The organism is Streptomyces crystallinus (assembly GCF_039521265.1).
GTDB classification, from domain to species: domain Bacteria; phylum Actinomycetota; class Actinomycetes; order Streptomycetales; family Streptomycetaceae; genus Streptomyces; species Streptomyces crystallinus.
Map to the genome: position 1 here is coordinate 266,322 of NZ_BAAACA010000014.1, position 21,760 is coordinate 288,081.

Sequence of the window (21,760 nt, forward strand, 5' to 3'; positions counted from 1 at the left end):
CTCGCCTAGTCGCAGGCGAAGCGGGTCGTCGCCGTCACCCAGGGGTCGGCCAGACACGCCTGGAGACCGCGGCTGGGGTCCGCCTGCTCCTCGAAGGGGATCTCTTCTTCCTCAACAGCCACGTCGAGGGGGCCGGCGTCGCGGATCTGGAGTGCCACAGGGCTCATGACGGTCCTTTCTGTGTGCGGAACGAGAAGGTTTGGTGGAGAGATTGTCAAGCGCATGCCAGTTTCACCGAAGTCGAACTCACGGGCAAGAGGCGGGACTTGAGTTCTTGTACGCGACGGCCGCAGGGGGGCGACCACTTGGCCGGGGTGTACGGCCCCGTACCCCTCGGGACTCCCACCCCCGAAGGCAGGGTCTCAGCCCTGCCAGGACCTGTCCGCGCGGAAGGCGCGCCGGTATGCGGCGGGCGTGGTGCGCAGGGCCTCGTGGAAGCGTCGGCGCAGATTGACGGCCGAGGAGAGGCCGACCCTGCGGGCGATGGTCTCGACCGGCAGATCGGTCTCCTCCAGCAGCGCCCGGGTCGCGGCGATCCGCCGGTCAAGCAGCCAGCGCCCGGGGCTGGTGCCCAGCTGCTCTCCGAAGCGGCGGGTCAGCGTGCGGGGCGAGACCTGCGAGCGGGCGGCCATCTCGGCGACGCTGACCGGCTGGTCGAGCCGCCCGGACAGCCACTCCAGGAGCGGCCCCAGCGAGTCGGCGACCGGTCCGGAGGTGGGCAGTTCGGCGTACTGCAACTGGCAGCCCTCGCGGTGCGGCGGCATCACCATCTGCCGGGCGATCCGCATCGCGTACGCGGCGCCCTGGTCGGCGCTCACCAGGTGCAGGCAGAGGTCTACGCCGGCGGCGGAACCCGCGCTGGTGGCGACGTCGCCGTGGTCCACGTACAGCACCGCGGGGTCGACCAGGACCTGCGGGAAGCGGGCGGCCAGTTCGGCCGCGCGGGCCCAGTGGGTGGCGGCCCGGCGACCGTCCAGGAGTCCGGCGGCGGCGAGCACGAAGGCGCCCGAGCAGAGGCTGACGATCCGGGCGCCGCGCCGGTGCGCCCGGCGGACCGCCGCGGCCACGGCGGGCGCCACCTCGGTGCCGGGCGGCTGCTGCCAGCCCGCGACCAGCACGGTGTCCGCGCGCTCCAGCGCGTCCAGGCCGTTGGCGACCAGCATGTCGTAGCCGTCCTGGGTGCGTACCGGGCCGGGGTGTTCGGTGCAGACCTCGAACGTATAGCGGGCGGGTATCTCCGGGCCGTGGTCGCCGAACACCTCGCTCGCGCAGGCCAGGGTGAAGGCCGACTGCGGGGGGTGGAGCAGGGCCACGACCCGGTGCGGAGCAGGGGACTTCGGCCGCGGTCGGAGCGTCATGGCCGGAAAGTACCTCATCATGTCGGTGGGGACACTGGGGTTTGGCAATTGGTCCAGTCCAATAATGTACGGTGACCACCGCGCAGACGCAGACCCATACCGCCCGCACCTCGCCACCGACCCCTCGGCCCCCGCTCTGGGACCGGCGCTTCACGCTCTACTTCGTCGCCCGCGCGGTCTCGCTGGTCGGCGACGCGATGATGCCGGTGGCCGCCGCGCTCGCGGTCGGCGCGCTGTACGGGGTGTCGGGGGTCGGCTACGTCCTCGGCATCTGGACCGGGACGTTCGTCCTCCTGGTCCTGTTCGGCGGGGTGTTCGCCGACCGGTTCGGCGCACGACGGCTGATGGTCGGCGCGGATCTGGCCAGGGTGCTCACCCAAGGGGTGCTGGCCGTCGCCTTCTTCGTCGGGACACCGCCGTTCTGGCTGCTGGCGTCCATGGCGGCGCTGGCCGGCGCGGCCGTCGCGATGTTCATGCCGGGCGTGAACGGGATGGTCCCCCTCGTCGCCCGTGACCCCCAGCGCGCCAACGGCACGCTCAAGGTGGCCGACGCGCTCGCCCATCTGCTCGGCCCCGCGCTGGCGGGCCTGCTGATCACCTTGACCGGCGCCGGGACCGTCTACGCGATCGACGCCGGGACCTTCCTGCTGAGCGCGCTCTGCCTGGCGCTGCTGCCTCTCACCAGGGCCACCGCGCCCGCGTTGTCCGGGCCCGGCGCGCCCGTCCACACCCGCGGCTCCCTCCGCCGCGATCTACGCCAGGGCTGGCAGGAGTTCCGCGCACGCACCTGGATGTGGGCGGTGATCCTGATCTGGGTGGGTTACGGCGTCCTGCTCTTCGGCCCGCTGGTACCGCTCAGCTCGGCGCTGATCAGTGACCGGCTCGGCTCGAACGCCTACGGCGTGGCGGTCTCCTTCCTCGGCGTCGGAACCGTGCTCGGCGGTCTGCTGGCGCTGCGGCTGCGCCCCTCCCGGCCGCTGGCCGCCGGTGCCGTGGCGATGGCGCTGTACACCGTGCTGCCGCTCTGCGTGGCACTGGACACCGGCCTGCCGGTGCTGCTGGCGGGCCACGTCCTGGGCGGTGGCGCCTGGGCGTTCTGGTCCGTGATGTGGGCGACCAGTGTGCAGACCCACACCCCGCCCGCGGTGCTCAACCGCGTGACCGCGTACGAGCAGGCCGGCTCGGTGTCCGGAGTGGCGCTCGGCCAGATACTGGCGGGCCCGGCCACCGCGCTGGTCGCTCCGGAACGGCTGATGCTGGTGTCGGCGGGGGTGTGCCTGGCGGGCTGCGCGGCCCTGTTCGCGACCCCGGCGATCCGCACCTTGCGCCGGGTCACGCCCATGGACGGGGGCGAGCCGCGGGCGCCCGGCGGCCCGGACGGAAAGTGACCCGGCCGACGCCCGCGCCCGGCCGCCGTCCCGTTGTCCTCAGAGAGCGGGCGGCTCGTCGTGCAGCAGCCGCTGGAAGAGGTGGTGGTCGCGCCAGGCGCCGTTGATGTGCAGATAGTCGGGCGCGGTCCCGTACCGCTGGAATCCCGCCTTGGTGAGCACGCGCTGTGAGGCGAGGTTGTCGACCAGGGTGCCGGCCTCGACGCGGTGCAGACCGAGTTCCTCGCGGGCGACGCGGCAGACCTCGTTCACGGCGGCCGTCGCCAGCCCTCGGCCGGCCCACGCCTGGTCCACCCAGTAGCCCAGTCCGCCGCTGCGGAACGGGCCGAGCGCGATGCTGCCGAGGTTGACCGCTCCGACCGGCGTGCCGGTGGCCGTCTCGATCAGGACGTACGGGCGCATACGCCCTGCCTCACGCTCCGCGAGCAGGCCGCGGATCCTGTCGCGCTGGCCCCGCTCGGTGAAGAACTCCTCGGGCCGATACGGCTCGAAAGGCCGCATGCGCTCCCGATTCCGGCGAAAAGTCTCCGCCAGCCCCGCCGCATCCCCCGGCGAGATCTCACGTATCGCCACCCCGTCGATCATCACGCGCGCAGCATACCGGCGCGGCCGGTGCAGGGCCTGGGGCGCTGACGGCTGATAAAACGCCCGCCCGTTTCGTACGCTGGCCGTATGCGCATGCGTCCCACGCTGAGCTGGACCCCCGACGCGAGTCTGCCGCCCGGCACCTCGGATCCGGGGCCGGTCGCCGACGCGCTGAGCGCCGGCGGGGTGCTGGTGCTCAGCGGAGCCGGGCTCTCCACGGAGTCCGGCATCCCCGACTACCGGGGCGAGGGCGGCAGCCTCAGCCGCCACACCCCCATGACCTACCAGGACTTCACCGCCGGCGCCCACGCCCGGCGCCGGTACTGGGCGCGCAGCCACCTCGGCTGGCGTACGTTCGGCCGTGCCCGCCCCAACGCCGGGCACCGGGCCGTGACCGCGTTCGCACGGAACGGGCTGCTCAGCGGTGTGATCACGCAGAACGTCGACGGACTGCACCAGGCCGCGGGCAGCGACGGCGTGGTGGAACTCCACGGCAGCCTGGACCGGGTCGTCTGCCTCTCCTGCGGCGACTTCAGCCCGCGCCGGGAGCTCGCCCGGCGCCTGGAGGAGGCCAACCCGGGTTTCGCACCGGCCGCCGCCGCGCTCAACCCCGACGGCGACGCCGACCTCACCGACGAGCAGGTCGGGGACTTCCATGTGGTGCCCTGCACGGTGTGCGGCGGCATCCTCAAACCGGACGTGGTGTTCTTCGGCGAATCCGTACCGCCGCGGCGGGTCACACACTGCCGCACGCTGGTGGCCGAGGCGACATCCCTGCTGGTCCTGGGCTCTTCCCTGACGGTGATGTCCGGGCTCCGTTTCGTACGCCAGGCCGCCCAGGCCGGGATCCCGGTGGTGATCGTCAACCGGGACCCGACCCGCGGCGACCAGCACGCGCTCACCCGCGTCGCACTTCCGCTAGGGACGACCCTCACCACCGTCGCCGAGCGCCTGGGCATCCTGGTGGACGCCCCGGCGACGGCCTGACCGGGCGGGCCATCGGACTGCCGGTTGTCGAGCTGTCGGGCTGTCGGGCTGTCGGGCTGTCGGGCCGGCACGCAAGCAGCTGAGCCTCACCGCTGCCTGGCAGCGGGCCGCTAGTGAGTCCCCTGGATGGCGAACTCGTTGCCGTCCGGGTCGCACATCAGCGTCCGGCCGCCGTCGTCCTCGCCCGCGCGCGTCGCTCCCAGCGAGACCAGGCGCTCGACCTCCGCTTCCCGGTCGGCGTCGGCGGGGAGCGCGAGCTCGAGGTACAGCCGGTTCGTGCCCTGCTTCGGCGCCACCGGAGGGCCGCCCCAGGTGATCTTCGTGCCGCCGTGCGGCGACTGGATCGCGGTCTCCTGGTCCTGGTCCCAGACCAGCGGCCACCCCAGCGCCCGGCTCCAGAAGTAACCGACCTCCTGGCTCCCGTCGCAGGCCAGCGCTCCGATGAAGCCGGTGTCGGCGAGGAAGTTGTTGCCCGCCTCGATGACACAGAACTCGTTGCCGTCCGGGTCGGCGAGCACCACATGCCCCTCTTCCGGGAGTTGGCCCACGTCGATCTGCTTCCCGCCGAGCTGCAGCGCCCTGGCCACGGTCTCCCGCTGCCCCTCCGGGGAGGCGCTCGTCAAGTCGAAGTGCGCCCGGTTCTGGTTGGTCTTGGGCTCCTGGCTCGGCAGGAAACGGATACGGAACCCGGCGGCGTCGGGAGGCAGGATCGCGACCTCGTCGCCCGGCCCGTCGGCCAACTCCCAGTCCAGGACCCCGGACCAAAACCGTGCCAGCTCCGATGGGCGGGTCGCGTTGAAGCAGATCGCGAACAGTCGACTCGTCATACCCCGTGCGTCTCCGATCCCCTGAAGGGGCCGGCACGGCGCTGCGCCCGGCCCGCGAACGCAGCGTAGAGGGGCCGCGTGGCCCTCGCATCCGGATTTCCCCTGCCGAGGGGAGCCGGGGGTGCGCTAGCGGTCGGCGGTGGCGTCGGGGCCGGGGCCGGGGCCCAGCGGGCGGCGGCCACCGCGTGCGGGGCCCGGGTCAGGCGGGGTCCCGGGGCCGCCGGGGGTGGTGAGCGGGCGCCCGTCGGCCGTGCGGGACTGTTCGTCGTCGTCGGCGGCGCGGGGGCCGGTGCCCAGCGGGCGGCGCGTGGTGGTCACGAGGTGAAGTCTTCCAGGGGTCCGGGGCTCAGCACGCCGCGGGCCCGGAGGTCGTCGACATCGGGCAGATGAGCCTGGTCCAGGGGGCCGGTGTCCAGGTCGGCCTGCGCGGCCTGGACGCGGGGGCGGGGTTCGGCGGGCGGCGCGGGCGGCGCGGGCGGCTGCGGGGCCTGGGGGCCGGAGCCGAGGGGGCGACGGGTGGGAGTCACGGCGGGAGTATCCCACCTGGGCTTTTGGCTGCAAATTCGAACACGCGGTCTAATGCCGCCATGGCGACGTTCCCCTTCCCCCGTGACCTCGTGACAGCCCAGATGGCCTGGTACGACGCGTACCGGCAGCTGACCCAGCCCGCGCCGGGCGGGACGGCGGCCGCCCGGCGCAGGCTCCAGCGGCTGTCCGTCCTGATCGCCGCCCACCCGTACTGGGGGCCCACCGGGCCGTCACCCGCGGCGCGGATGGCGCTGCGCGAGCACGCGCGGCGGGAGGCCCGGCCCTGACCGGACGCGCCCGCCCCTACCCCGCCTCGACGTCGCTGCCCTCCCAGTCCGTCATCGGTGAAGGGCCGAACGGGCAGTCCTGGAGGCACCGTTGCCCGCCCGTGGCACAGACGGGGCCCCGGCCGGCGTCGGCGCCGGGCGGGGCCCCGTTTCTGTCGGCTGCCTCAGTCGCGGTCCGCCGACGGGATGTAGGCGCCCGGCACCTCCTCGGGCGCGTAGAGCTTGTTCTCGCCGGGGTACGGCTTCACCCACCCGTGCGTCTCGTACCAGGTGAAGTGGTTCATCTGCTCGGGGTTGGCGAAGTCGGGTCTGGCGTCGGGCCCGGTCAGGCGCTGGTGCGACTTCCAGCTCTCCCACCGCGCCACGAGCCGCTGCTTGTCCGCCGGCACCTTCGCTGTCGGTACGGGCGCCACGGCGGGGTTCGGCGGTGCCGGGGTGTCCTCGCCGCAGGCGGGCGGGGTCTGCAGACCGGCCGTCAGCGAGGTGCGGTTGGGCAGCGCGGTGAACGGCGTGGGGTCCGGCTTCGCGGTGAACGCCGCGGCCATCGGGCTGGCCGCGCTGTCCTTCTGGTTCATCGGGTGGATCCCGAGGATCTGCTCGATGGTGCGGATCATCGTGATCTGCGAGTAGTAGTGGCTGTCGACGGCGCCGTGCCGGGCCCAGGGGCTGATGATCTGGATCGGGGCGCGGTGGCCGTCGATGTGGTCGAGTCCGGCCTGGGAGTCGTCCTCGACCAGGAAGATCGCGGAGTCCTTCCAGTACGGGCTGTGCGAGATCGTCTCGACGAGCCGGCCGACCGCGAGGTCGTTGTCGGCGACCTGGGCGGCCGCGTTCGGCGGCCCGCCGGTGTGGTCGCTGGAGAACCAGAACATGTTCAGGTCCGCGGGCCCGTTCTTCTCGAAGTCCCGCTTCCAGATCTCGTACCGGTAGATGTCCGGAACGGCGGTGTCGAACTTCGGGAAGCCGTGCACCGACACGTCGTTGAGCGACGGGATCGGCGAGGAGGACAGCAGGGGGTAGCCGGTGTCGCTCCCGGTCGACCGCATGTTCCTGGTGTCGCAGTACAGGTTCTGCCAGCTCGCGTCCGCCGGCTTGGTGAGGAACTCCTGGAACTCGCCGAAGTCCCGGACCGACTTCTTGGCGGCCTGGGCGCCGGTCCACAGGAACCCGGTCCGCTGGTGGCCGAGGGCGTCGTTCTCGGTGTCGTAGCTGCGCGCGTACTCACCGGCCGAGGACTCGGTGTACTCCGGGTCGTCGGCCTGCATCAGCCAGTTGTGGCCCTCGGCGGAGTTGGTACCGATGTCGTACGTGTTGTCGTACAGCCCGAACTGTTTCGCCAGCGCGTGCTGGTTGGGGGTCACGTTCTCACCGAACTCGGTCAGCGAGGGGTCGCCGTTGCCCTGCGGCATGTCGCCGTAGACCTGGTCGTACGTCCGGTTCTCCTTCACGACCAGGAACACATGCTTGATCGTCGACGGGTCGCCGAGCCGGATGGGGACGGGCACCGGCTGCGCCTGGCCGCCGCCCTGCGCGACCGAACCGGCGGTCCAGCCGTTCTGCTGGAACACGGTGGCCGTCTGGGCCTTGATGATGCTGTCCTTGGGCAGCAGGAAGCGCTGGAGGCTCGACGTCGTGTCGTGGGTGCCGTGTCCGGCGCGGCTGGTGGGGCGGCGGGCGTCGATGCCCCGGGTGTTGGAGACCAGCACCTCGTTGCCGGCGGTGGCGATCTCCGCAGGGAAGTAGTCCGTGGGCAGCAGGCCCACATAGCTGACCGGTTCCTGCGGGGTGGTGAAGCGGTAGACGGCGACGGCATTGGCACGGCCGAGCGTCACCAGCAGCCGGCCGTCGCGGGAGAACGTCACCGCGTTGGGCTCGTAGCCGACGGACGCCTCGGGCCACGGCCTGGTGGAGATGGTCTGGACGACCTTGTCCTTGGCGGTGTCGATGACCGAGACGTCGTTGGTGGCCGTGTTGGTGACGAACAGCGCGCCCTTCCCCGCGTAGAGGGCGGTCGGGTGCAGCCCGACGTCGATGCTCGCGACGGCGGCGCCCGGATTCGCCAGATCGATGACGCTGACGGTGCCGGTGGTGGTCGCGGCGGTCACCGGGTCGGCGGGCACCTGGGTGTGGTACGAGTCGCCAGTGGTGTCGCCGGGCCGCGCCGGACGCCCGCCCTCGTTGCTGACGTACAGCTTGGAGCCGACCCTGGCGACACCGCGCGGGGCGTTGCCCACGAGCCAGCTGTGCTGGACGGTGCCGGTCGCCGCGTCGAGGGCGACGACCCGGTTCTGGCCGTTGACCGCCGCGTACACGGTGGAGCTGTCCGGCGAGAACGCGGCCCCGGCCACCAGCGCGTGCCTGGGCCCGTCCGCCGGGATCCTGACGGCCACCGGGTCCGCGAGGCTGCCGTCGGCGGTGACTGTGAACTTGGTGTAGCCGTCGGTCTGGCCCAGCCACAGCTGCTTGCCGTCGGGCGAGTACGCGGGGCCTTCCTGGCCCACGTCGTTGCCGCTGATACGCAGGTCGGCGGCGGCGTTGTTGCCGATGACCTGCTGGAGCCTGCCCCGCCTCAGATTCACGATGTCCAGTGCCATCCCGCCGTCGGCGACGGTGGCGGCGAAGTGGGTGCCGTCCGGACTGACCGTGGACGACATGATCTTGCCGTTGTCGATGACGAAACGGGCTCCGTACGGGGCGATGAACTGGTCGCTGGAGATGACCTGCCCCTGCCGGGTGACCTGGCCGACCTGGGCCGTGCCGAACTGGGTGGTCTGGGCGAAGGCGGTGCCCGCGAGGGCGAGCGCGACGGCGGCGACGCCTGCCGTCGCCAGGGGGGTACGTCGGCGGATACGTCTGCCGACCGTGCCGGGGTGCCCCTTCTCGGCACTCCGACGGCGGCGTGTGACCTGCATGAGTCATCCCTTCGGGGTGGCGGAGAGCAGCTCGACACTGCCGTCGAACTGCCAGAGCGGGTTCGGCGCGTCCCCGGTCGCGGTGCGCACCAGGAAGTAGCCGTTCACTTCCTTCGGCCCGTCGCCGTCCGCCACGAACCGTCCGTCCGCGGCGACGTCGAGCTGGTAGACGGCCTGGCCGGTGGTCCCGACGCCGGGGAGGTGCCAGGAGACGACGCAGCGCCAGTCGTTGCCCGGCCCGTGGGCGCCGGTCCTGACGTCGCCCTTGGTGCACGCCGCCGTGGCCTTCAGCTGTGCCTCGGTGACGTCCGGGCGGTTGAGCTGCTCGGTCTGCGTCCGGTAGAGGTGGGCGAACGCGGTGGCGAGCGAGCGCTGGACCTTTTCCTGCTCGATGCCGGAACCGGTGGCCGTGGTCGCCGCGGCGACGACGGCCACCGTCGCGGCGAGCAGCCCGGCGAACGGCAGGACCGCGACGGCGAGCGCGCGACGCCCGGGCCCGTCGTGCTCCGGGCTGGTGAAGTCGCGCCGTACGAAGAGGAAATAGGCCAGCGCGGTGGCGACCGCCGCCCACAGCAGGCCGACCACCACACCGATCAGAAGCGGGCCGCCCTGCACGGGGCTGGTGAACAGCCCGTTCCAGGCGATGAAGGCGTACCCGGGCAGGGCGAGGCGTACAGCCACGGGCAGCGGCAGTATCTGGGCGAGCTGCATTGCCAGCGCGACCAGCGCCGGCAGCAGCAGTCCCATCGGGGAGCGGCCCAGGGTGACCGACCCCAGCAGCCCGATCCCGGCGAGGGCCAGCGTCGGAGCCAGCACACAGAGCCAGGCGAGCAGCACCTTCCCGGCGGCGTCCGACGGAGCGAGCGTGTGCCCGTCGAGGCCGACCAGCGGATGGCTGCCGACCGCCGCGAGCCCGCCGACCGTACTGGAGCAGGCGAGACCGGCCACCAGCACGAGGATGACGGTGAGGCCGGCCAGGGCCTTCGCCGCGAAGATCCGCCGGGGCGAGCGCACCGCCACCAGGAGGTGACGCCAGGTGCCGAGCCGGTCCTCGGCGGCGAAGACGTCGCCCGCGACGACCGAGGTCAGCAGAGGCAGCGCCCAACTGCCCGAGAACCCCAGCGTCACCAGCGGGCCGGCCCACCCGGTCGCGTGCATCCAGCGCCCGAAGAGCGTGTCCGTGGGGAGCGTGCTCTGCTGGGCCACGGCGGCGACGAAGACGCCCGGCACGATCCAGCAGGCGAGGACCAGCAGGCGTACGCGCCACTGGGAGACCAGCTTGACCAGCTCGAAGCGGTACGCGCGCACCACCGGGACGCGGCGGGAACCGGCGGTTCGGGAGGCGGCGACGGCCACGGTCATCGTCCGGCCTCCTGGGCGTCGGTGGGCCGCGTCGGTTCTCGTTCGACCGGCTCCTGAGCGACGCGTTCAGCTACGCAGCCCGGCCCGGACTCGACGACGCTCTCGGTGAGGGCGAGGAAGGCGGTTTCGAGCGGGGAGGTCACCGGGGCGAGCTCGCGCACCGCGATGCCCGCGTGGACCACCCTGCGCACCAGCTCGTCGAGGGCGGGAACGCGGGCGCGCACGACGAGTACACCGGTGTCGCGCCGCCCTTCGGCATCGTTGACGGTCCGGATCCCCTCCGTCTCGGCCGCCAGCCGGCGGGCGGCCGCCGGGTCGGAGGTGAGCAGCCGGTAGTCGAGTTCGCGGTTCTCGGCGGCCAGCTTGCCGAGCGGGCCGGAGAAGGCGACTCTTCCGGTGGCGAGAATGGTGACCTCGGAACACAGAGCCTCGACGTCATCCATACGGTGGCTGGAGAGCACGACGCCGGTGCCGTCGGCGGCGAGCCGGGTCAGGACGCGGTGTACGTGTCTCTTTCCGGCCGGGTCGAGTCCGTTGGCGGGTTCGTCGAGGACGAGCAGCCGGGGCCGGGTGAGCAGGGCGGCGGCGAGCCCGAGCCGCTGGCGCATCCCCAGGGAGAAGCCACGGACCCGGTCGTCGGCGACATCGGTGAGCCCAACCTCGTCGAGTACGGCGTCGATCCCGGCCGTCCGCGCGTCGTGGCCGCGCAGGGCGGCCAGCGCGGCGAGGTTCTGCCGGGCCGTGAGCGAGGGGTAGAGGCCGGGCCCGTCGACGAAGCCCGCGACACCGTCGGGCGCGGCGAGCTGCCGCCCAACCCGCGTACCCAGGATCTCCAGACGCCCGCTGTCCGCGACGGCGAGTCCCAGCAGCACCCCGAGCAAGGTCGTCTTGCCCGCGCCGTTCGGTCCGACGAGGCCGTGGATCTGCCCCCGCGCCACATCGAGATCGACACCGTCGAGCGCGATGACGTCGCCGAAGCACTTGGTGATCCCACGGGCCCGCACCGCCGGCAGTGTGTCCATGAGTCCCTTCTTCCAGAAGAAGCCCCAACAGAACATAGGGAGGACACAAGACGCGTGCAGGGGCGGCCAGTTGAAGCCAGAAGGAACGGAAGGCGACCGTCCGCCGACGCACCGAAAGCGAACGGGCTTTGAGGCCGGCGAGAACGCCGACAGCCCGCGGCCGGAGTGGCCACGGGCTCAAGGTGTACGGGGGTCAGCGAACGGTCACGTTGAAGACCGGCGACACGGCCTTCCCGTTCACGATGCGCAGCTCGTTCTTGCCCTTCAGACCCAGCTTGACGCCCAGCGAGTAGGTGCCCTTGGAGCTGAGCGGCGTCACGGCGGGCAGGCTGACCCAGTTCTTGCCCTGCTTCTGCTGGAGGACCATCTTGCTGCCCGCCTTCAGGCCGGTCGCGCTGCCGTTGACCCGGAACAGCTGCCACGCCTTCACCGAGGTCACCGAGGGCTTGGCGGTGATGCTGACCTTGACGCCGGTCGCCTGCGCCACGGAGGCGCCGGCCACGGCCGGGGTGGCGGCCGAGGCGACGGTTCCCGCGAGAACGACGGACACGGCGCTGATGACGCCCACGGCAGCGATACGCAGGGAGTGCCGCTTGGTGATGGCCATGAGATTCCCTCTCAGTCGAAAAGCCCCAGTTCTCACGGTTCGGTGAGTTGGTGCTGTTTGCTCGCTTCTTGCCTGAGAAGATGCCCCTCGCCCAGAACGCGTTGCCCCACGTTTGTCACCGTCCTGCAACAGCCCCCACAGGCTCCCGGCGACGCTCCCTCCCCTCCTCGCTCAGGGTGTGTACACCGCGTCACTCCCGTACAGCTGCCGCGTGAAGGCGGAGACATAGGTGTGCCGGTCGGAGCCGTCGAGGTTGTACGTGAGGTAGACGCCGTAGCCCTCACCGACGGTCCGCCGGGCCAGGCTCGCCGCAGTGCTCGACGACGTCGCCTGGATGTCGACGGCCGCCGGTGACAGGTTCGCCTTCGGGAGGGCGATGCCGGGCACCCCCCAGGTTCCGTAGTAGGGGTTCCAGGCATAGGTGAACTTCGAGGAGATGTTCACGCCGCCGTAGGACAGCCTCGTCGCCGACGGGCCGATGTTGTAGAGCGAGATCAGCTTGTCGGGCATGTTCTGGCGCAGCGCCGAGACCAGGTACACGAACGAGCTGCTGTTGGGCTGGCCGGTGCCGTTCCTGCCGTACTCCGCGTACTCGTCGTCGAAGTCGATGCCGTCGAGGCCGTAGGTGCTCACGGCGTCCGACAGCTGCTTGGCGAACGCCGAAGCGGCCGCCTTGGAGGGGAAGTTGGCGAACCCGGCGCCCTCGTGGTTGCCGAGCACCGACAGCATGACCTTGATGCCCTTCGCCTGGAGCGGGCGGATCTGGGTCGCCGCGTTGTCGAGCACACGCTGCACGTTCGGGTTGAAGTACAGGTACGCCGACTTCCTGGCGGTGTCGTAGTTGATGTTGGCGGCGAAGACCACCGCGATGTCGAAGACGTTGCCGGCGCCGTTGGCCAGTTTATACTTGCCGACGTTGAGCATGCTGTCGCTGTTCACCTCGATGTACGCCACCGAGATCGGCCCCTGCTTCTTCACCGCGGGCGGCCCCGCCGCGGCGGTGGTCGCCGTGGCGCCGACCGCGAGTGCCGCGGCGGCCAGGAGCGCCAGTGCCGTCGTCCGTGCTGTGCTGCGGCGCGCTGTGCGCATTGCCGATCAGCCTCCCGTCGCATGGCTCGTGTGGTCATCCACCAGCGGCAGGCCCGCTCCACTGCTGCCCCGCGGAAGCGAGCGCCTGATCCTGATGCCGTACGCGACCGCCCACTCCGGCCGAACCGGAGCCTGCCATACCGCAGGTCGGCCTGAACAGAGGGAGAGCGTCGATTGATCGATAACTCCCTCTACTTGTCTCATATATGATGCTCAGTCAGCTCTGGGCGGTGGGCCGGACCACGATCTCGCTCACGTCGACGTCCGCGGGTTGCTCGATCGCGTACGCGATGGCGCGGGCGACCGCCGAGGGCGCGATCGCGATCCGGTCCCGCATGTCCGTGATGTGGGCCCGCACCTCCGGGTTGCTCGACGCCTCCGCGAAGCCGGTCCCGATGGCGCCGGGCGAGACGGTCGTCACCCGCAGACCGTCGCCGGCTTCCTGGCGCAGGCCCTCGCAGATGGCGCGGACCGCGACCTTCGTCCCCGCGTAGACGGCCATCGCGGGCACGACGCGGAACGCGGCCGTGGAGGCGACCGTGACGAAGTGGCCCGTGCCCTGGGCGCGGAAGACGGGGAGCGCGGCGCCGATGCCGTGCAGCACGCCCTTGATGTTGACGTCGACCATCTGGTCCCACTCGTCGACCCGCAGGTCGTCCAGCGGCGAGATCGCACCGGAGCCGGCATTGGCGACGAGGACGTCCAGCCGCCCGAACCGCTCGCGGGCCAGCGCGACCAGGGCGTGCACATCCTCGCGGCGGGTCACGTCCGTACGGATCCGCACGGCCGTCCCGCCCGCCTCCTCGATGCGCGCCACCAGATCGGCCAGCCGCCCGGAGCGCCGCGCGCCCAGGACGAGCCGCGCGCCTCGCTCGGCGAGCAACAGGGCGGTCGCCTCGCCGATACCGCTGCTGGCCCCGGTCACGGCCACGACTTTGCCGTCGATGCCCGACACGGCTTCCGATGCGACTTCCGACACGGCCTCTGACACGGCTTCCGATGCGGCTTCCCGCCTGGTTTCCGGCGCGGTTTCGCGCCCAGTTCCCGTCATGGCGACTTCCTCGTTCCTGCTCGGTGTCTGCGCTGTCCAGCCCGAGTCTGCGAGGTCGTTAGCCTGGTATCCAGAATGCTCTTATCCTGGAACCAGGGGTGCCATCCACCGTGCAGACGCCAGCGGCCCACCGTCGTGAGCTGGGAGCCTTCCTTCGGGCCCGCCGGGAACGGATCACCCCCGGCCAAGTAGGGCTTCCCGAGACCGGCCGACGGCGGACCCCGGGGTTGCGGCGTGAGGAGCTGGCGGTGCTCGCCGGGATCAGCGCCACCTGGTACACGTACCTGGAGCAGGGCCGCGACATCCGCACCTCGGACCAAGTCCTCGGCGCCCTCGCCCGCGCGCTGCGGCTCGACGCGCTGGAGCGCGCACACCTCTTCCGGCTCGCCGGGCACGCCGCCGCGCAGTCCGAGGAGCCGGAGCCGCTGTCCGCCGAGGCGGCGGCTGTCCCCCTGCTGCTCCAGCCCAACCCTGCGTACATCATCGGCGGCACCTACGACGTGCTCAGCCACAACCAGGCGGCCGAGGAGCTGTTCCCGGGGCTCCTCGCGCCGGACGGGCGCGCCAACTTCGCCCGCTGGGTGTTCCTCGAACCCGCTGCCCGGGAAGTGCTGGTCGACTGGGAGGTGGAGGCCCGCGGGCTGCTCGCGCGGCTGCGGACGCTGGCGGGCCGCCATCCCGGCGACCCGCGCCACACGCGGCTGGCCGAGGAGCTGAGCGCGGGCAGCGTGGAGGCCCGTGCGTGGTGGCCGCAGTACGACGTGGAGGCCCGGCGCGGCGGACGCAAACGGCTGCGGCGCCCCGGCGGTGCCGTGGCCGACTTCTCGTACACGGCGTTCCATCTGGCCGAGGCGCCGGAGCAGACGCTGGTGGTGTACTCCGAGACCGGCCCGCACCCGGGCCGGTCCTCGGGACGGGATCAGTAGGCGGTGGTGACCGTGACGCCGCTGAACGCGGTCTGCGCGTACAGGCTGATGTAGCGGTATCCGGCCGTGGTGTTGGTGACGGTGATGCTCTCGGTGTTCCCGCTGTTCGTCGAGCGGGCGGTGTACGCCGAAGGGGCCGCCCACGTGTTGGGGTTGTAGTAGAGGTCGGCGTTGCCGGTGCCTCCGGCGGTCGTGACGCGCAGCGTGACGGTGCCGGCCGGCAAATACAGGTACAGGTAGTCCAGGTCCCCCGCCGCGGCCGAGCGGCCCGCGCGCGAGCAGTTGCGGCCCAGGACGCGGGTATCGGCGTCAGTGCAGGCGGGCAGGGCGCCGGTGAGGGTCACGGACTTGGTGCTGGTGGCGCTCAGGCCCTTGGCGTCGGTCACGGTCAGGGAGATCGTGTACGTGCCGGGGGCGGTGTAGGTCTTGGACGGGTTGGTGGCCGTGGACGTGGTGCCGTCGCCGAAGTTCCAGGAGCGCGCGGTGATGGTGCTGCCGGTGTCGGTGGACCTGTCGGTGAGGTTCACCGACAGGCCGGAGACGGTCGCGTCGAAGGCGGCGGTGGGCCCGTTGCCCGTGCTGCCGCAGGCTCCGGCGGCGCAGGCGTCCAGCCAGGTGGTGAAGTCGGCGTCGTAACGGGTGCCGATGCCGGTGCTGTAGACCGCGTAACCGCCCGCGTAGTCACCGGCGCGGAACCTGGCCAGCATGTTCTGCACGTCCGCGGGGTGTTTCTCGATCATGTAGCGGGTGGCCAGATAGCCCCACGGGTAGGTGCGGGTCAGATCCGCGTTGGCGTAGGTGCTCTGCCACAGCGTGCTCAGCGCGTAGGTGTGCTGTGCGGCGTCGGTGATGGCCTCGGTGTCGGGCAGGCCCCGGTAGCTGTAGGAGACGTACTCGGCGAAGCCCTCGATCCACCAGATGTCCGGCACGGCCTGCCCGGCGTCGAAGTCACCGGCCATGTCGTAGCGGCCGTCGAGGTAGTGGGTGTACTCGTGGTTGAGGTTCCAGATGTCGCCGGGGAAGCCGTCGCCGACGCTCTTGACGTAGGAGAGGAAGCGGGCCTGGTTGGCCGGGTCGGCTGGGTTGCCCTCCAGGTACTCTCCCCCGTTGTTGGTGCTGTTGCCGAAGATCCAGCCGGAGTAGGTCTGGTAGTCCTTGGGGCTGGCGAACGTGACGATCTCGATGGTGGTGTTGTGGTCGTCGGCGACCGGCCCGTTGTCCTTGACGATGGTGTGGAAGTACGCGTCCTGCCCCTGGAGGCTGGCGCAGGCCGCGGTGAGGGCCGCGTTGGTCAACGACTGGGCGCGGAAGGTGTGGGCGGCGTCGCAGCGGTAGGTGATGGGCAGCGCGGCGGCGGTCAGCCGGCCGACGAAGTCGCAGGTGCCGTAGTACGAGCACTGGGCCTTGTCGTAGGTGTCGGTCATGGCGGCGACGCCCACCCACAGGGGCGCGGTCGCGCCCGTGATCGACGAGTCGCCGAGCAGGCCCTTGGCCAGCGGCCTGACCTTGGCTTGCAGGGCGGGGGTGTCGAGGAAGCGCGCGGTCTCGGTGCCGGCATTGGAGTCGAGGTAGAACCAGGTGTCGTTCAGCTTGTCGCGGTGGTTGTGCGCGAACGAGCTCAGCGTGTCGATGATGCCCGGATCGGCGGTCACGGCCGAGATGAAGGCCGGGTTCCAGTGGCCGCGGAAGATCGGGGTGAACACGTCGTTGACCGCCGCGTCCATGCTCCAGTACGCGTCGTAGGAGCTGTTGTAGCCGTTGAGCACCCTCTGATACGTCTTCAGATAGCGCGGCTGCTCGCCGGCGCTGTCCGTCAGGATGATGACCTCGCCCAGGACGTCGCCGTGGGCGGAGCTGACGTCCGTGAAGTGCGGCGACACGAAGAAGGTGTCCAGCGCCGCCTCGGTCGCCGAGGCGAGGCTCGCCCCGTACGGTCCGACGTCGGAGGGGTGGTTGTACTGGACGTAGTACCCGGCGCGCAGGAACAGCACGAGCTGCCACACATGGGTGGAGTTGTCGCCGGGATAGGTCCGTGCGGTGTTCTGGAACGCGTTGGCGATGGTGACCATCTGCGCTTCACGGAACGCGTTGCGGGCGTCGGTGCCGGTCAGCGCGAACAGGGTGTTGACGCAGTTGGTGGTCGACGCCTGGACGAAGGAGACCAGGGCCGCACCGCTGCGGCTGCCGAAGTCGCCCGGTGTGCAGGAGGCCGCGGTCAGGCCCTGCGGACGGCTCGGCTTCGACGCAGCGGTACGGTCCGGCACCGGGTTCTGCGGAGGCCGGTGCCTGGCGTCGAGGGAGCTGCGGCGCTCGTCGGCCCGGTCGGAGACGGCCGCCGCCGAACCGACCGGCGGCGGGGCGGTGGGTGCCGTGGGCCGGGCGGCGTTCGCCTTCGCGGGCTCCGGGGCCGGTGCCCGGCGGTCGTCCGCCGTGGCGCGGCCCGCCTGGGCGAGCATGGCTATCGACAGACACAGGGCGAGCGCGAGTACGAGCAGGCCGCCGAGACCACGTCTCGGGCGTATGGATGGGGTGTTCACGTGCCGCCTCCCAGCGGAGTGAAAGCCGCGCTGCCGCGCGCGGCGGTGGGGGGTGCCGCGGGCTGTCTGGCCGGTCCGGGCCGCCCTTGTGCGTACGGGCGTGTCCGGGCAGGCTTCGCCGACCCGCGGGCCTTGCTGATCCGTTGGCTTGAATGCGACTGGGTGGGTCGCAGTCAGAAAAATTGCACATGTCACATTGCTTGTGAAGAGAGCGCGAGCAAACCGGCGGCAATTCCTGGGAGTTGAAGGCCGCGCGGGCTGCGGGCGACGCCGCCCGGAGGCGGCGTCGGCACCGCCCGGGCGGGCGGTGGACCACGCAACCCCGCACGTGACATCGGCGCTCGTCGGGGTACCCGCCCCGCATGGCGAAGTGGCGTCTTCCAGGGCGAAAAGACAACAGCGGTACCGACGGGGCGCGATCGGAGCCCGGTCCGCCGCCCGAGGTGGAACAGGCGGAGCCAGACACTCCGGCAGCGCTTCCGAAACGGGCGTGGGGGGCCGTGCTCAAGGGCAGCCTGCGGGAGTTCAGGGACGACGAGCTGAGCGACCGCGCGGCGGCGCTCACGTACTACGGCGTCCTGTCGCTCTTCCCCGCCCTGCTGGTGCTGGTGTCGCTGCTCGGCATCACGGGGCAGTCCACCACGGACAAGGTCCTGCACAACGTCCAGCGTTTCGCGCCCGGTTCGGCCCGCGACATCCTCACCAAGGCCGTGCGGCAGCTACAGGACAGCGCGGGACTCGGCTCGGTGATGGCGATCGTCGGCCTGGTCCTGGCGGTGTGGTCGGCTTCCGGCTATGTGGCGGCGTTCATCCGCGCGGCCAACGCCGTCTACGAGATGCCCGAGGGCCGTCCGATCTGGAAGCTGTTGCCCGTACGGATCGGACTGACCGTGGTCCTGATGGTCCTGGCGGTGCTCAGCGCGCTCATCGTGGTCTTCACCGGCGGCCTCGCCCGCCAGGCGGGCACCGCCCTCGGCGTCGGTAGCGCAGGCCTGACGGTGTGGTCGATCGCCAAGTGGCCGGTCCTGGCCGCCCTGGTCACCCTGATGATCGCGCTGCTGTACTGGGCGTGCCCCAACGCCAAGGTGAAGGGCCTCAAGTGGGTCACCCCGGGCAGCTTCCTCGCCCTGCTGATCTGGATGGTCGCCTCCGGCGGTTTCGCCTTCTACGTCGCCAACTTCGCCTCGTACAACAAGACGTACGGGGCCATGGCAGGAGTGATCGTCTTCCTGGTGTGGCTGTGGATCACCAATCTGGCGATCCTGCTCGGCCTGGAGTTCGACGCGGAGATCGTCCGCCAACGGGCGATCGCCGGGGGCCTGCCGCCGGACGAGGAGCCGTACGCACCGCCGCGCGACACCAGGAAGTGGGACGAACACGACCGGCGGCGACTGGGAGAGGCGTGATCGCAGTGCCACTGGGAGCTGCCGGCCCGGGGAACCGGGGCCGGAGCGCGCCCACGTCACCGGCGGGATGCCGGTCAGTCTCCCTCCGGCGGACGGCGGGGGCCGCCCGCGAGGGGGACGCCGGTGCGCCGGGCCTGTTCGAGGGAGGCCTTCGAGTCGCTGCTCCGGGCCGCCTCCTGGGGGATCCGGGCGGGCTGTGCCGGGTGGTCGGGCGGCGGGACGTATCCGGGCAGGCGCAGCGTGCCCCAGACGTACGGGTCGGCCTGGGCACTGCCGTACGGGGACCAGGCCAGGCGCGTCTGACCGGTCCGGTCCGCGGTGTCGGAGTCGTAGAGCAGGACGTTGGCGGCGAGCCGGTCGGGGTCGACGGAGGCGGGCAGGATGTCGAGCGGGATCCTGACCTCGACCGAGTAGCCGCGGTACGGATCGGTCACCGCGGAGGCGACGGCCATGCCCGGGGCGGTGCGGCTCGCGGGCCCCTGCCGGTTGTCGGCGTCGCGCTCCGCGCAAGGGCCGCTGCCGCCCTTGGTGAAGGGCAGGATGCCGGTCTTGAACGTCGTCGAGGTGTCGTCGGAGCGGCCGCGCGGGTCGAGGGCGATCTCGACGGCGTCGGTCCGCCAGTGGCGTTTGCAGTCGGCCACGGCGTCGAGGGCGTACCCCTTGACGTCGTCCGTCACCCGGACGAACACGTACAGGTCACCCGCCCGGCGAGAGAAGCGGACATCCGTCGCGCAGTCCTTCTGGTCGGCGCACCGCGCGCCCTCCCAGTGCGTGAGCCGCAGAGCGGGGCCGGGGTACTCCTGCGGTCCGGCGACCCCGTCCACCACCGGGGCCTCGGCAACGGCGGGGACGTCGGTGGAGGGGTTGGCCGGATAATCGGGCTGGGCGTCGTTGGCGAGCCACGGCATACGCATCCGTCGCGCCCAGGCACGGAAGTCGGCGTACAGCGGGCGCAGTTGGGAATCTCGCGGTAGCGGACCCGACTGGTCGTGTGCGGCGGGGGCGGGTGGGGTACGGCGGTCGGCCAGGACGGTGAACCACTCGCAGGGCAGCTTCTCCCGAGGCGTTTCGACCTTCGGCGGCAGGGAGGCGAAGCCCTGCGTGACGTACTCGCGGGTGGCGTCCCGCTCGATCTGGGCCCAGGTCGTACCGTGGTGCCCACGCGACGCCGTCCCGGTCCACACGCCGATGACGGGGAGCCCGGTATGCGGATCGCTGCCCCGATACCTGCCGCACGCCTCCCCCACCGGCCCCAGGAAACCGCCGTTGGTGGCGAGCAGCCGCGACGGCTTCCAAGCGGCGTATTTCTCCCGTGTGATCTGCTCGGGGAACGCCTTCGGGTCACCGGCGATCCGGAACGCCTCGACGGCGAGGCGTGCCGCCTCCTGGTGCCCTCCGTGCTGGCGGAAGGGCCGCGGGTCCATGACCACCACCTCGCGCGGTGTGGTCGCCCGGATCAGCCGGACGAGCCGCGAGAGGGTGTCGGCCGGCGGCTGGGGCGGCCGGTTCCACACGGCGGCGGTCAGCGGAGCCGACAAGGTGTACCAGAAGTCCGGCTTGTCGAGATAGAAGACGTTACGGATGCCGGCCCGCCGGACGGCTTCGCGCTCCTCGCCCTCGCGGATCAGGCCGAGTGCGGCGCCCTCTTCGGTGCCGACGGCGTTCCCGCCACCCTCGCCCCGGGTGACGGTGACGACACCCGTACTCAAGCCCTGCCGCTCCCGCCACTGGCCGAAGGCGGCCAGGGACGAGGACTCATCATCCGGGTGGGCGCCGACGAACAGGACGTCGGTGTGCGCCCTCTCCGTGGAGGCCGTCGGCACCGGCACCGCCCGCGCCGTGTCGGCCGCGAGAGGCAGCACGCCGCCGACCACACCGAGCGCCGTACACCCCGTCCACAGCACTTGTCGGAGTCCGCGTCGCAGCAAGGCAGCCCTCCCTCGTCTCCGCCAGTGTGCGAGAGGCGGCGCCTCATGTCACCACCGCCCCTACGCTATTAGGCCGTCCCGCCTTGTCGGTGTCCGCCGCGCCCGCCCGCCAGCACCCCGCGCAAGGTCTCGGCGAACTCCTTGGGGTGACCGAGGAACCCGCCGTGGTCACCCGGGAACTCGACCGGCTTCGTACCGAGCAGCTCGGCGAGCGCGGTGGAGGTCGGGTGCGTGAGCAAGTGGCCCGAAGCGGCACCGAGGCCCACGACCACGCGAGTGGGGCCGCCCGTGAGCGCGGCGGCGTCGGGGAGATAGCGGGTGGTGTGGCGCAACTCGTGGGCGAAGAAGCGGGCGCTGTCGGCGAGGTCCTGCTCGGAGGGCTCCCCCGGCGGCGCAGCCGCTGCGCCACCCTCGCCCGCTGCGACGTCGAACCCGGCGTTGGCCATGAACTTCAGCCACGCCGCCCCCACTCCCTCCCGGTGGAAGGTCGCGATGATGTCGTCGGTCGCGGCGCGCTGCCGGGCGGCGTCGGGCAACAGCTCGAGCAGGGGCGGCTCGTGGGCGACGAGCGTACGTATCCGTTCCGGATGCCGGGCGGCAAGGGCGAGCCCGGTCACCGCGCCGCCACTGCTGCCGAACACGTCGGCGGAGTCGGCACCGAGGGCGTCCAGGAGAGCGACGACGTCGTCCGCCCGCAGCTCAGGGGTGGAGTCCTGCTCAGGGTCGTCGAGGACACTGCCCGAGATGCCTCGAGGGTCATGGGTGACCACGGTGTACTCACCGGCGAGCGCGTCCGCCAGCGGCGCGAACGCCGCCGCCGACATGGGCGCCCCCATCACGAGCAACAGCGGCCCCTCACCGCGCACTTCGTAGTGCAGGCGTGCGCCGGTGACGGCGAGGGTGTGGTGCGTGGCCATGAAGGTCGTCCTTTCTGTCGGGCTGCCGCGGGTGCGCGACGGC

General features: G+C 71.6%; 20 protein-coding genes. 5 read left to right on the forward strand and 15 right to left on the reverse strand.

From position 1 onward, the window contains the following. Nucleotides 1–5 precede the first annotated feature (5 nt). Nucleotides 6–167 carry an SflA family class IV lanthipeptide gene (locus tag ABD236_RS11795; protein ID WP_180357040.1) on the reverse strand — a complete coding sequence of 54 codons (162 nt, stop codon included), beginning with the start codon at nt 165–167 and terminating at the stop codon, nt 6–8. A 195-nt stretch (nt 168–362) separates the two neighbouring features. After that, nucleotides 363–1,358, reverse strand: a complete 996-nt coding sequence (locus ABD236_RS11800; RefSeq protein WP_344073329.1) for a GlxA family transcriptional regulator — start codon at nt 1,356–1,358, stop codon at nt 363–365. 71 nt (nt 1,359–1,429) lie between these two features. Here ABD236_RS11800 and ABD236_RS11805 point away from each other — a divergent pair, with 71 nt between their 5' ends. Continuing rightward, nucleotides 1,430–2,746 carry an MFS transporter gene (locus tag ABD236_RS11805; protein WP_344073331.1) on the forward strand — a complete coding sequence of 439 codons (1,317 nt, stop codon included), beginning with the start codon at nt 1,430–1,432 and terminating at the stop codon, nt 2,744–2,746. Between the two features lie 39 nt (nt 2,747–2,785). Here the strand turns inward: ABD236_RS11805 and ABD236_RS11810 are convergent, their stop codons facing one another. Further along, entirely contained in the window at nt 2,786–3,331 is a 546-nt protein-coding gene (locus ABD236_RS11810) for a GNAT family N-acetyltransferase (RefSeq protein WP_344074216.1), read from the reverse strand. 87 nt (nt 3,332–3,418) lie between these two features. On the opposite strand from ABD236_RS11810, the gene ABD236_RS11815 reads away from it, so the two are divergent. Beyond that, nucleotides 3,419–4,318 carry an NAD-dependent protein deacetylase gene (locus ABD236_RS11815; protein ID WP_344073333.1) on the forward strand — a complete coding sequence of 300 codons (900 nt, stop codon included), beginning with the start codon at nt 3,419–3,421 and terminating at the stop codon, nt 4,316–4,318. A gap of 110 nt (nt 4,319–4,428) precedes the next feature. Here ABD236_RS11815 and ABD236_RS11820 read toward each other — a convergent pair whose 3' ends face one another. The 3 genes from ABD236_RS11820 to ABD236_RS11830 form a co-directional block, all read right to left on the reverse strand. Then, nucleotides 4,429–5,145: a VOC family protein gene (locus ABD236_RS11820; protein WP_344073335.1), complete on the reverse strand. Its 717-nt coding sequence runs from the start codon at nt 5,143–5,145 to the stop codon at nt 4,429–4,431. A 126-nt stretch (nt 5,146–5,271) separates the two neighbouring features. Continuing rightward, nucleotides 5,272–5,463, reverse strand: a complete 192-nt coding sequence (locus ABD236_RS11825) for a hypothetical protein (protein ID WP_344073337.1) — start codon at nt 5,461–5,463, stop codon at nt 5,272–5,274. After that, the gene (locus ABD236_RS11830; RefSeq protein ID WP_344073339.1) at nt 5,460–5,672 is read right to left on the reverse strand and encodes a hypothetical protein; all 213 of its coding nucleotides are present in this window, start codon (nt 5,670–5,672) and stop codon (nt 5,460–5,462) included. Before ABD236_RS11830 ends, ABD236_RS11825 begins: the two co-directional genes overlap by 4 nt. A gap of 60 nt (nt 5,673–5,732) precedes the next feature. Between ABD236_RS11830 and ABD236_RS11835 the strand changes: the two genes are divergently transcribed. Beyond that, the gene (locus ABD236_RS11835) at nt 5,733–5,960 is read left to right on the forward strand and encodes a hypothetical protein (protein ID WP_344073341.1); all 228 of its coding nucleotides are present in this window, start codon (nt 5,733–5,735) and stop codon (nt 5,958–5,960) included. A 164-nt stretch (nt 5,961–6,124) separates the two neighbouring features. On the opposite strand, the gene ABD236_RS11840 is transcribed toward ABD236_RS11835, so the two are convergent. The 6 genes from ABD236_RS11840 to ABD236_RS11865 form a co-directional block, all read right to left on the reverse strand. Continuing rightward, a complete protein-coding gene (locus tag ABD236_RS11840) occupies nt 6,125–8,872 on the reverse strand; it encodes an alkaline phosphatase family protein (protein ID WP_344073343.1) in 2,748 nt (915 codons plus the stop codon). Between the two features lie 3 nt (nt 8,873–8,875). Beyond that, nucleotides 8,876–10,234, reverse strand: a complete 1,359-nt coding sequence (locus tag ABD236_RS11845; RefSeq protein WP_344073345.1) for an ABC transporter permease — start codon at nt 10,232–10,234, stop codon at nt 8,876–8,878. Beyond that, a complete protein-coding gene (locus tag ABD236_RS11850) occupies nt 10,231–11,256 on the reverse strand; it encodes an ABC transporter ATP-binding protein (protein WP_344073347.1) in 1,026 nt (341 codons plus the stop codon). The genes ABD236_RS11845 and ABD236_RS11850 overlap by 4 nt, the downstream gene beginning before the upstream one ends. A gap of 193 nt (nt 11,257–11,449) precedes the next feature. Continuing rightward, nucleotides 11,450–11,863: a hypothetical protein gene (locus ABD236_RS11855; RefSeq protein ID WP_344073349.1), complete on the reverse strand. Its 414-nt coding sequence runs from the start codon at nt 11,861–11,863 to the stop codon at nt 11,450–11,452. A gap of 171 nt (nt 11,864–12,034) precedes the next feature. After that, nucleotides 12,035–12,952 carry an endo-beta-N-acetylglucosaminidase H gene (locus tag ABD236_RS11860; RefSeq protein ID WP_344073351.1) on the reverse strand — a complete coding sequence of 306 codons (918 nt, stop codon included), beginning with the start codon at nt 12,950–12,952 and terminating at the stop codon, nt 12,035–12,037. 217 nt (nt 12,953–13,169) lie between these two features. Then, entirely contained in the window at nt 13,170–13,907 is a 738-nt protein-coding gene (locus tag ABD236_RS11865; RefSeq protein ID WP_344073353.1) for an SDR family oxidoreductase, read from the reverse strand. Between the two features lie 206 nt (nt 13,908–14,113). Here ABD236_RS11865 and ABD236_RS11870 point away from each other — a divergent pair, with 206 nt between their 5' ends. Continuing rightward, nucleotides 14,114–14,929, forward strand: a complete 816-nt coding sequence (locus ABD236_RS11870) for a helix-turn-helix transcriptional regulator (protein ID WP_344073355.1) — start codon at nt 14,114–14,116, stop codon at nt 14,927–14,929. Here the strand turns inward: ABD236_RS11870 and ABD236_RS11875 are convergent. Further along, nucleotides 14,923–17,466 (reverse strand): collagenase, encoded by a 2,544-nt coding sequence (locus ABD236_RS11875; RefSeq protein ID WP_344073357.1) that lies wholly within the window; start codon nt 17,464–17,466, stop codon nt 14,923–14,925. The genes ABD236_RS11870 and ABD236_RS11875 overlap by 7 nt on opposite strands. Nucleotides 17,467–17,828: 362 nt before the next feature. Between ABD236_RS11875 and ABD236_RS11880 the strand changes: the two genes are divergently transcribed. After that, nucleotides 17,829–18,872 (forward strand): YihY/virulence factor BrkB family protein, encoded by a 1,044-nt coding sequence (locus tag ABD236_RS11880; RefSeq protein WP_344073359.1) that lies wholly within the window; start codon nt 17,829–17,831, stop codon nt 18,870–18,872. Nucleotides 18,873–18,946: 74 nt separating this feature from the next. On the opposite strand, the gene ABD236_RS11885 is transcribed toward ABD236_RS11880, so the two are convergent. After that, on the reverse strand, nt 18,947–20,800 hold the full coding sequence (locus tag ABD236_RS11885) for a PIG-L family deacetylase (protein WP_344073361.1): 1,854 nt from the start codon (nt 20,798–20,800) through the stop codon (nt 18,947–18,949). 68 nt (nt 20,801–20,868) lie between these two features. Next, complete coding sequence (locus ABD236_RS11890) at nt 20,869–21,717, reverse strand: alpha/beta fold hydrolase (protein WP_344073363.1); 849 nt, start codon at nt 21,715–21,717, stop codon at nt 20,869–20,871. Between the last annotated feature and the right edge of the window lie 43 nt (nt 21,718–21,760).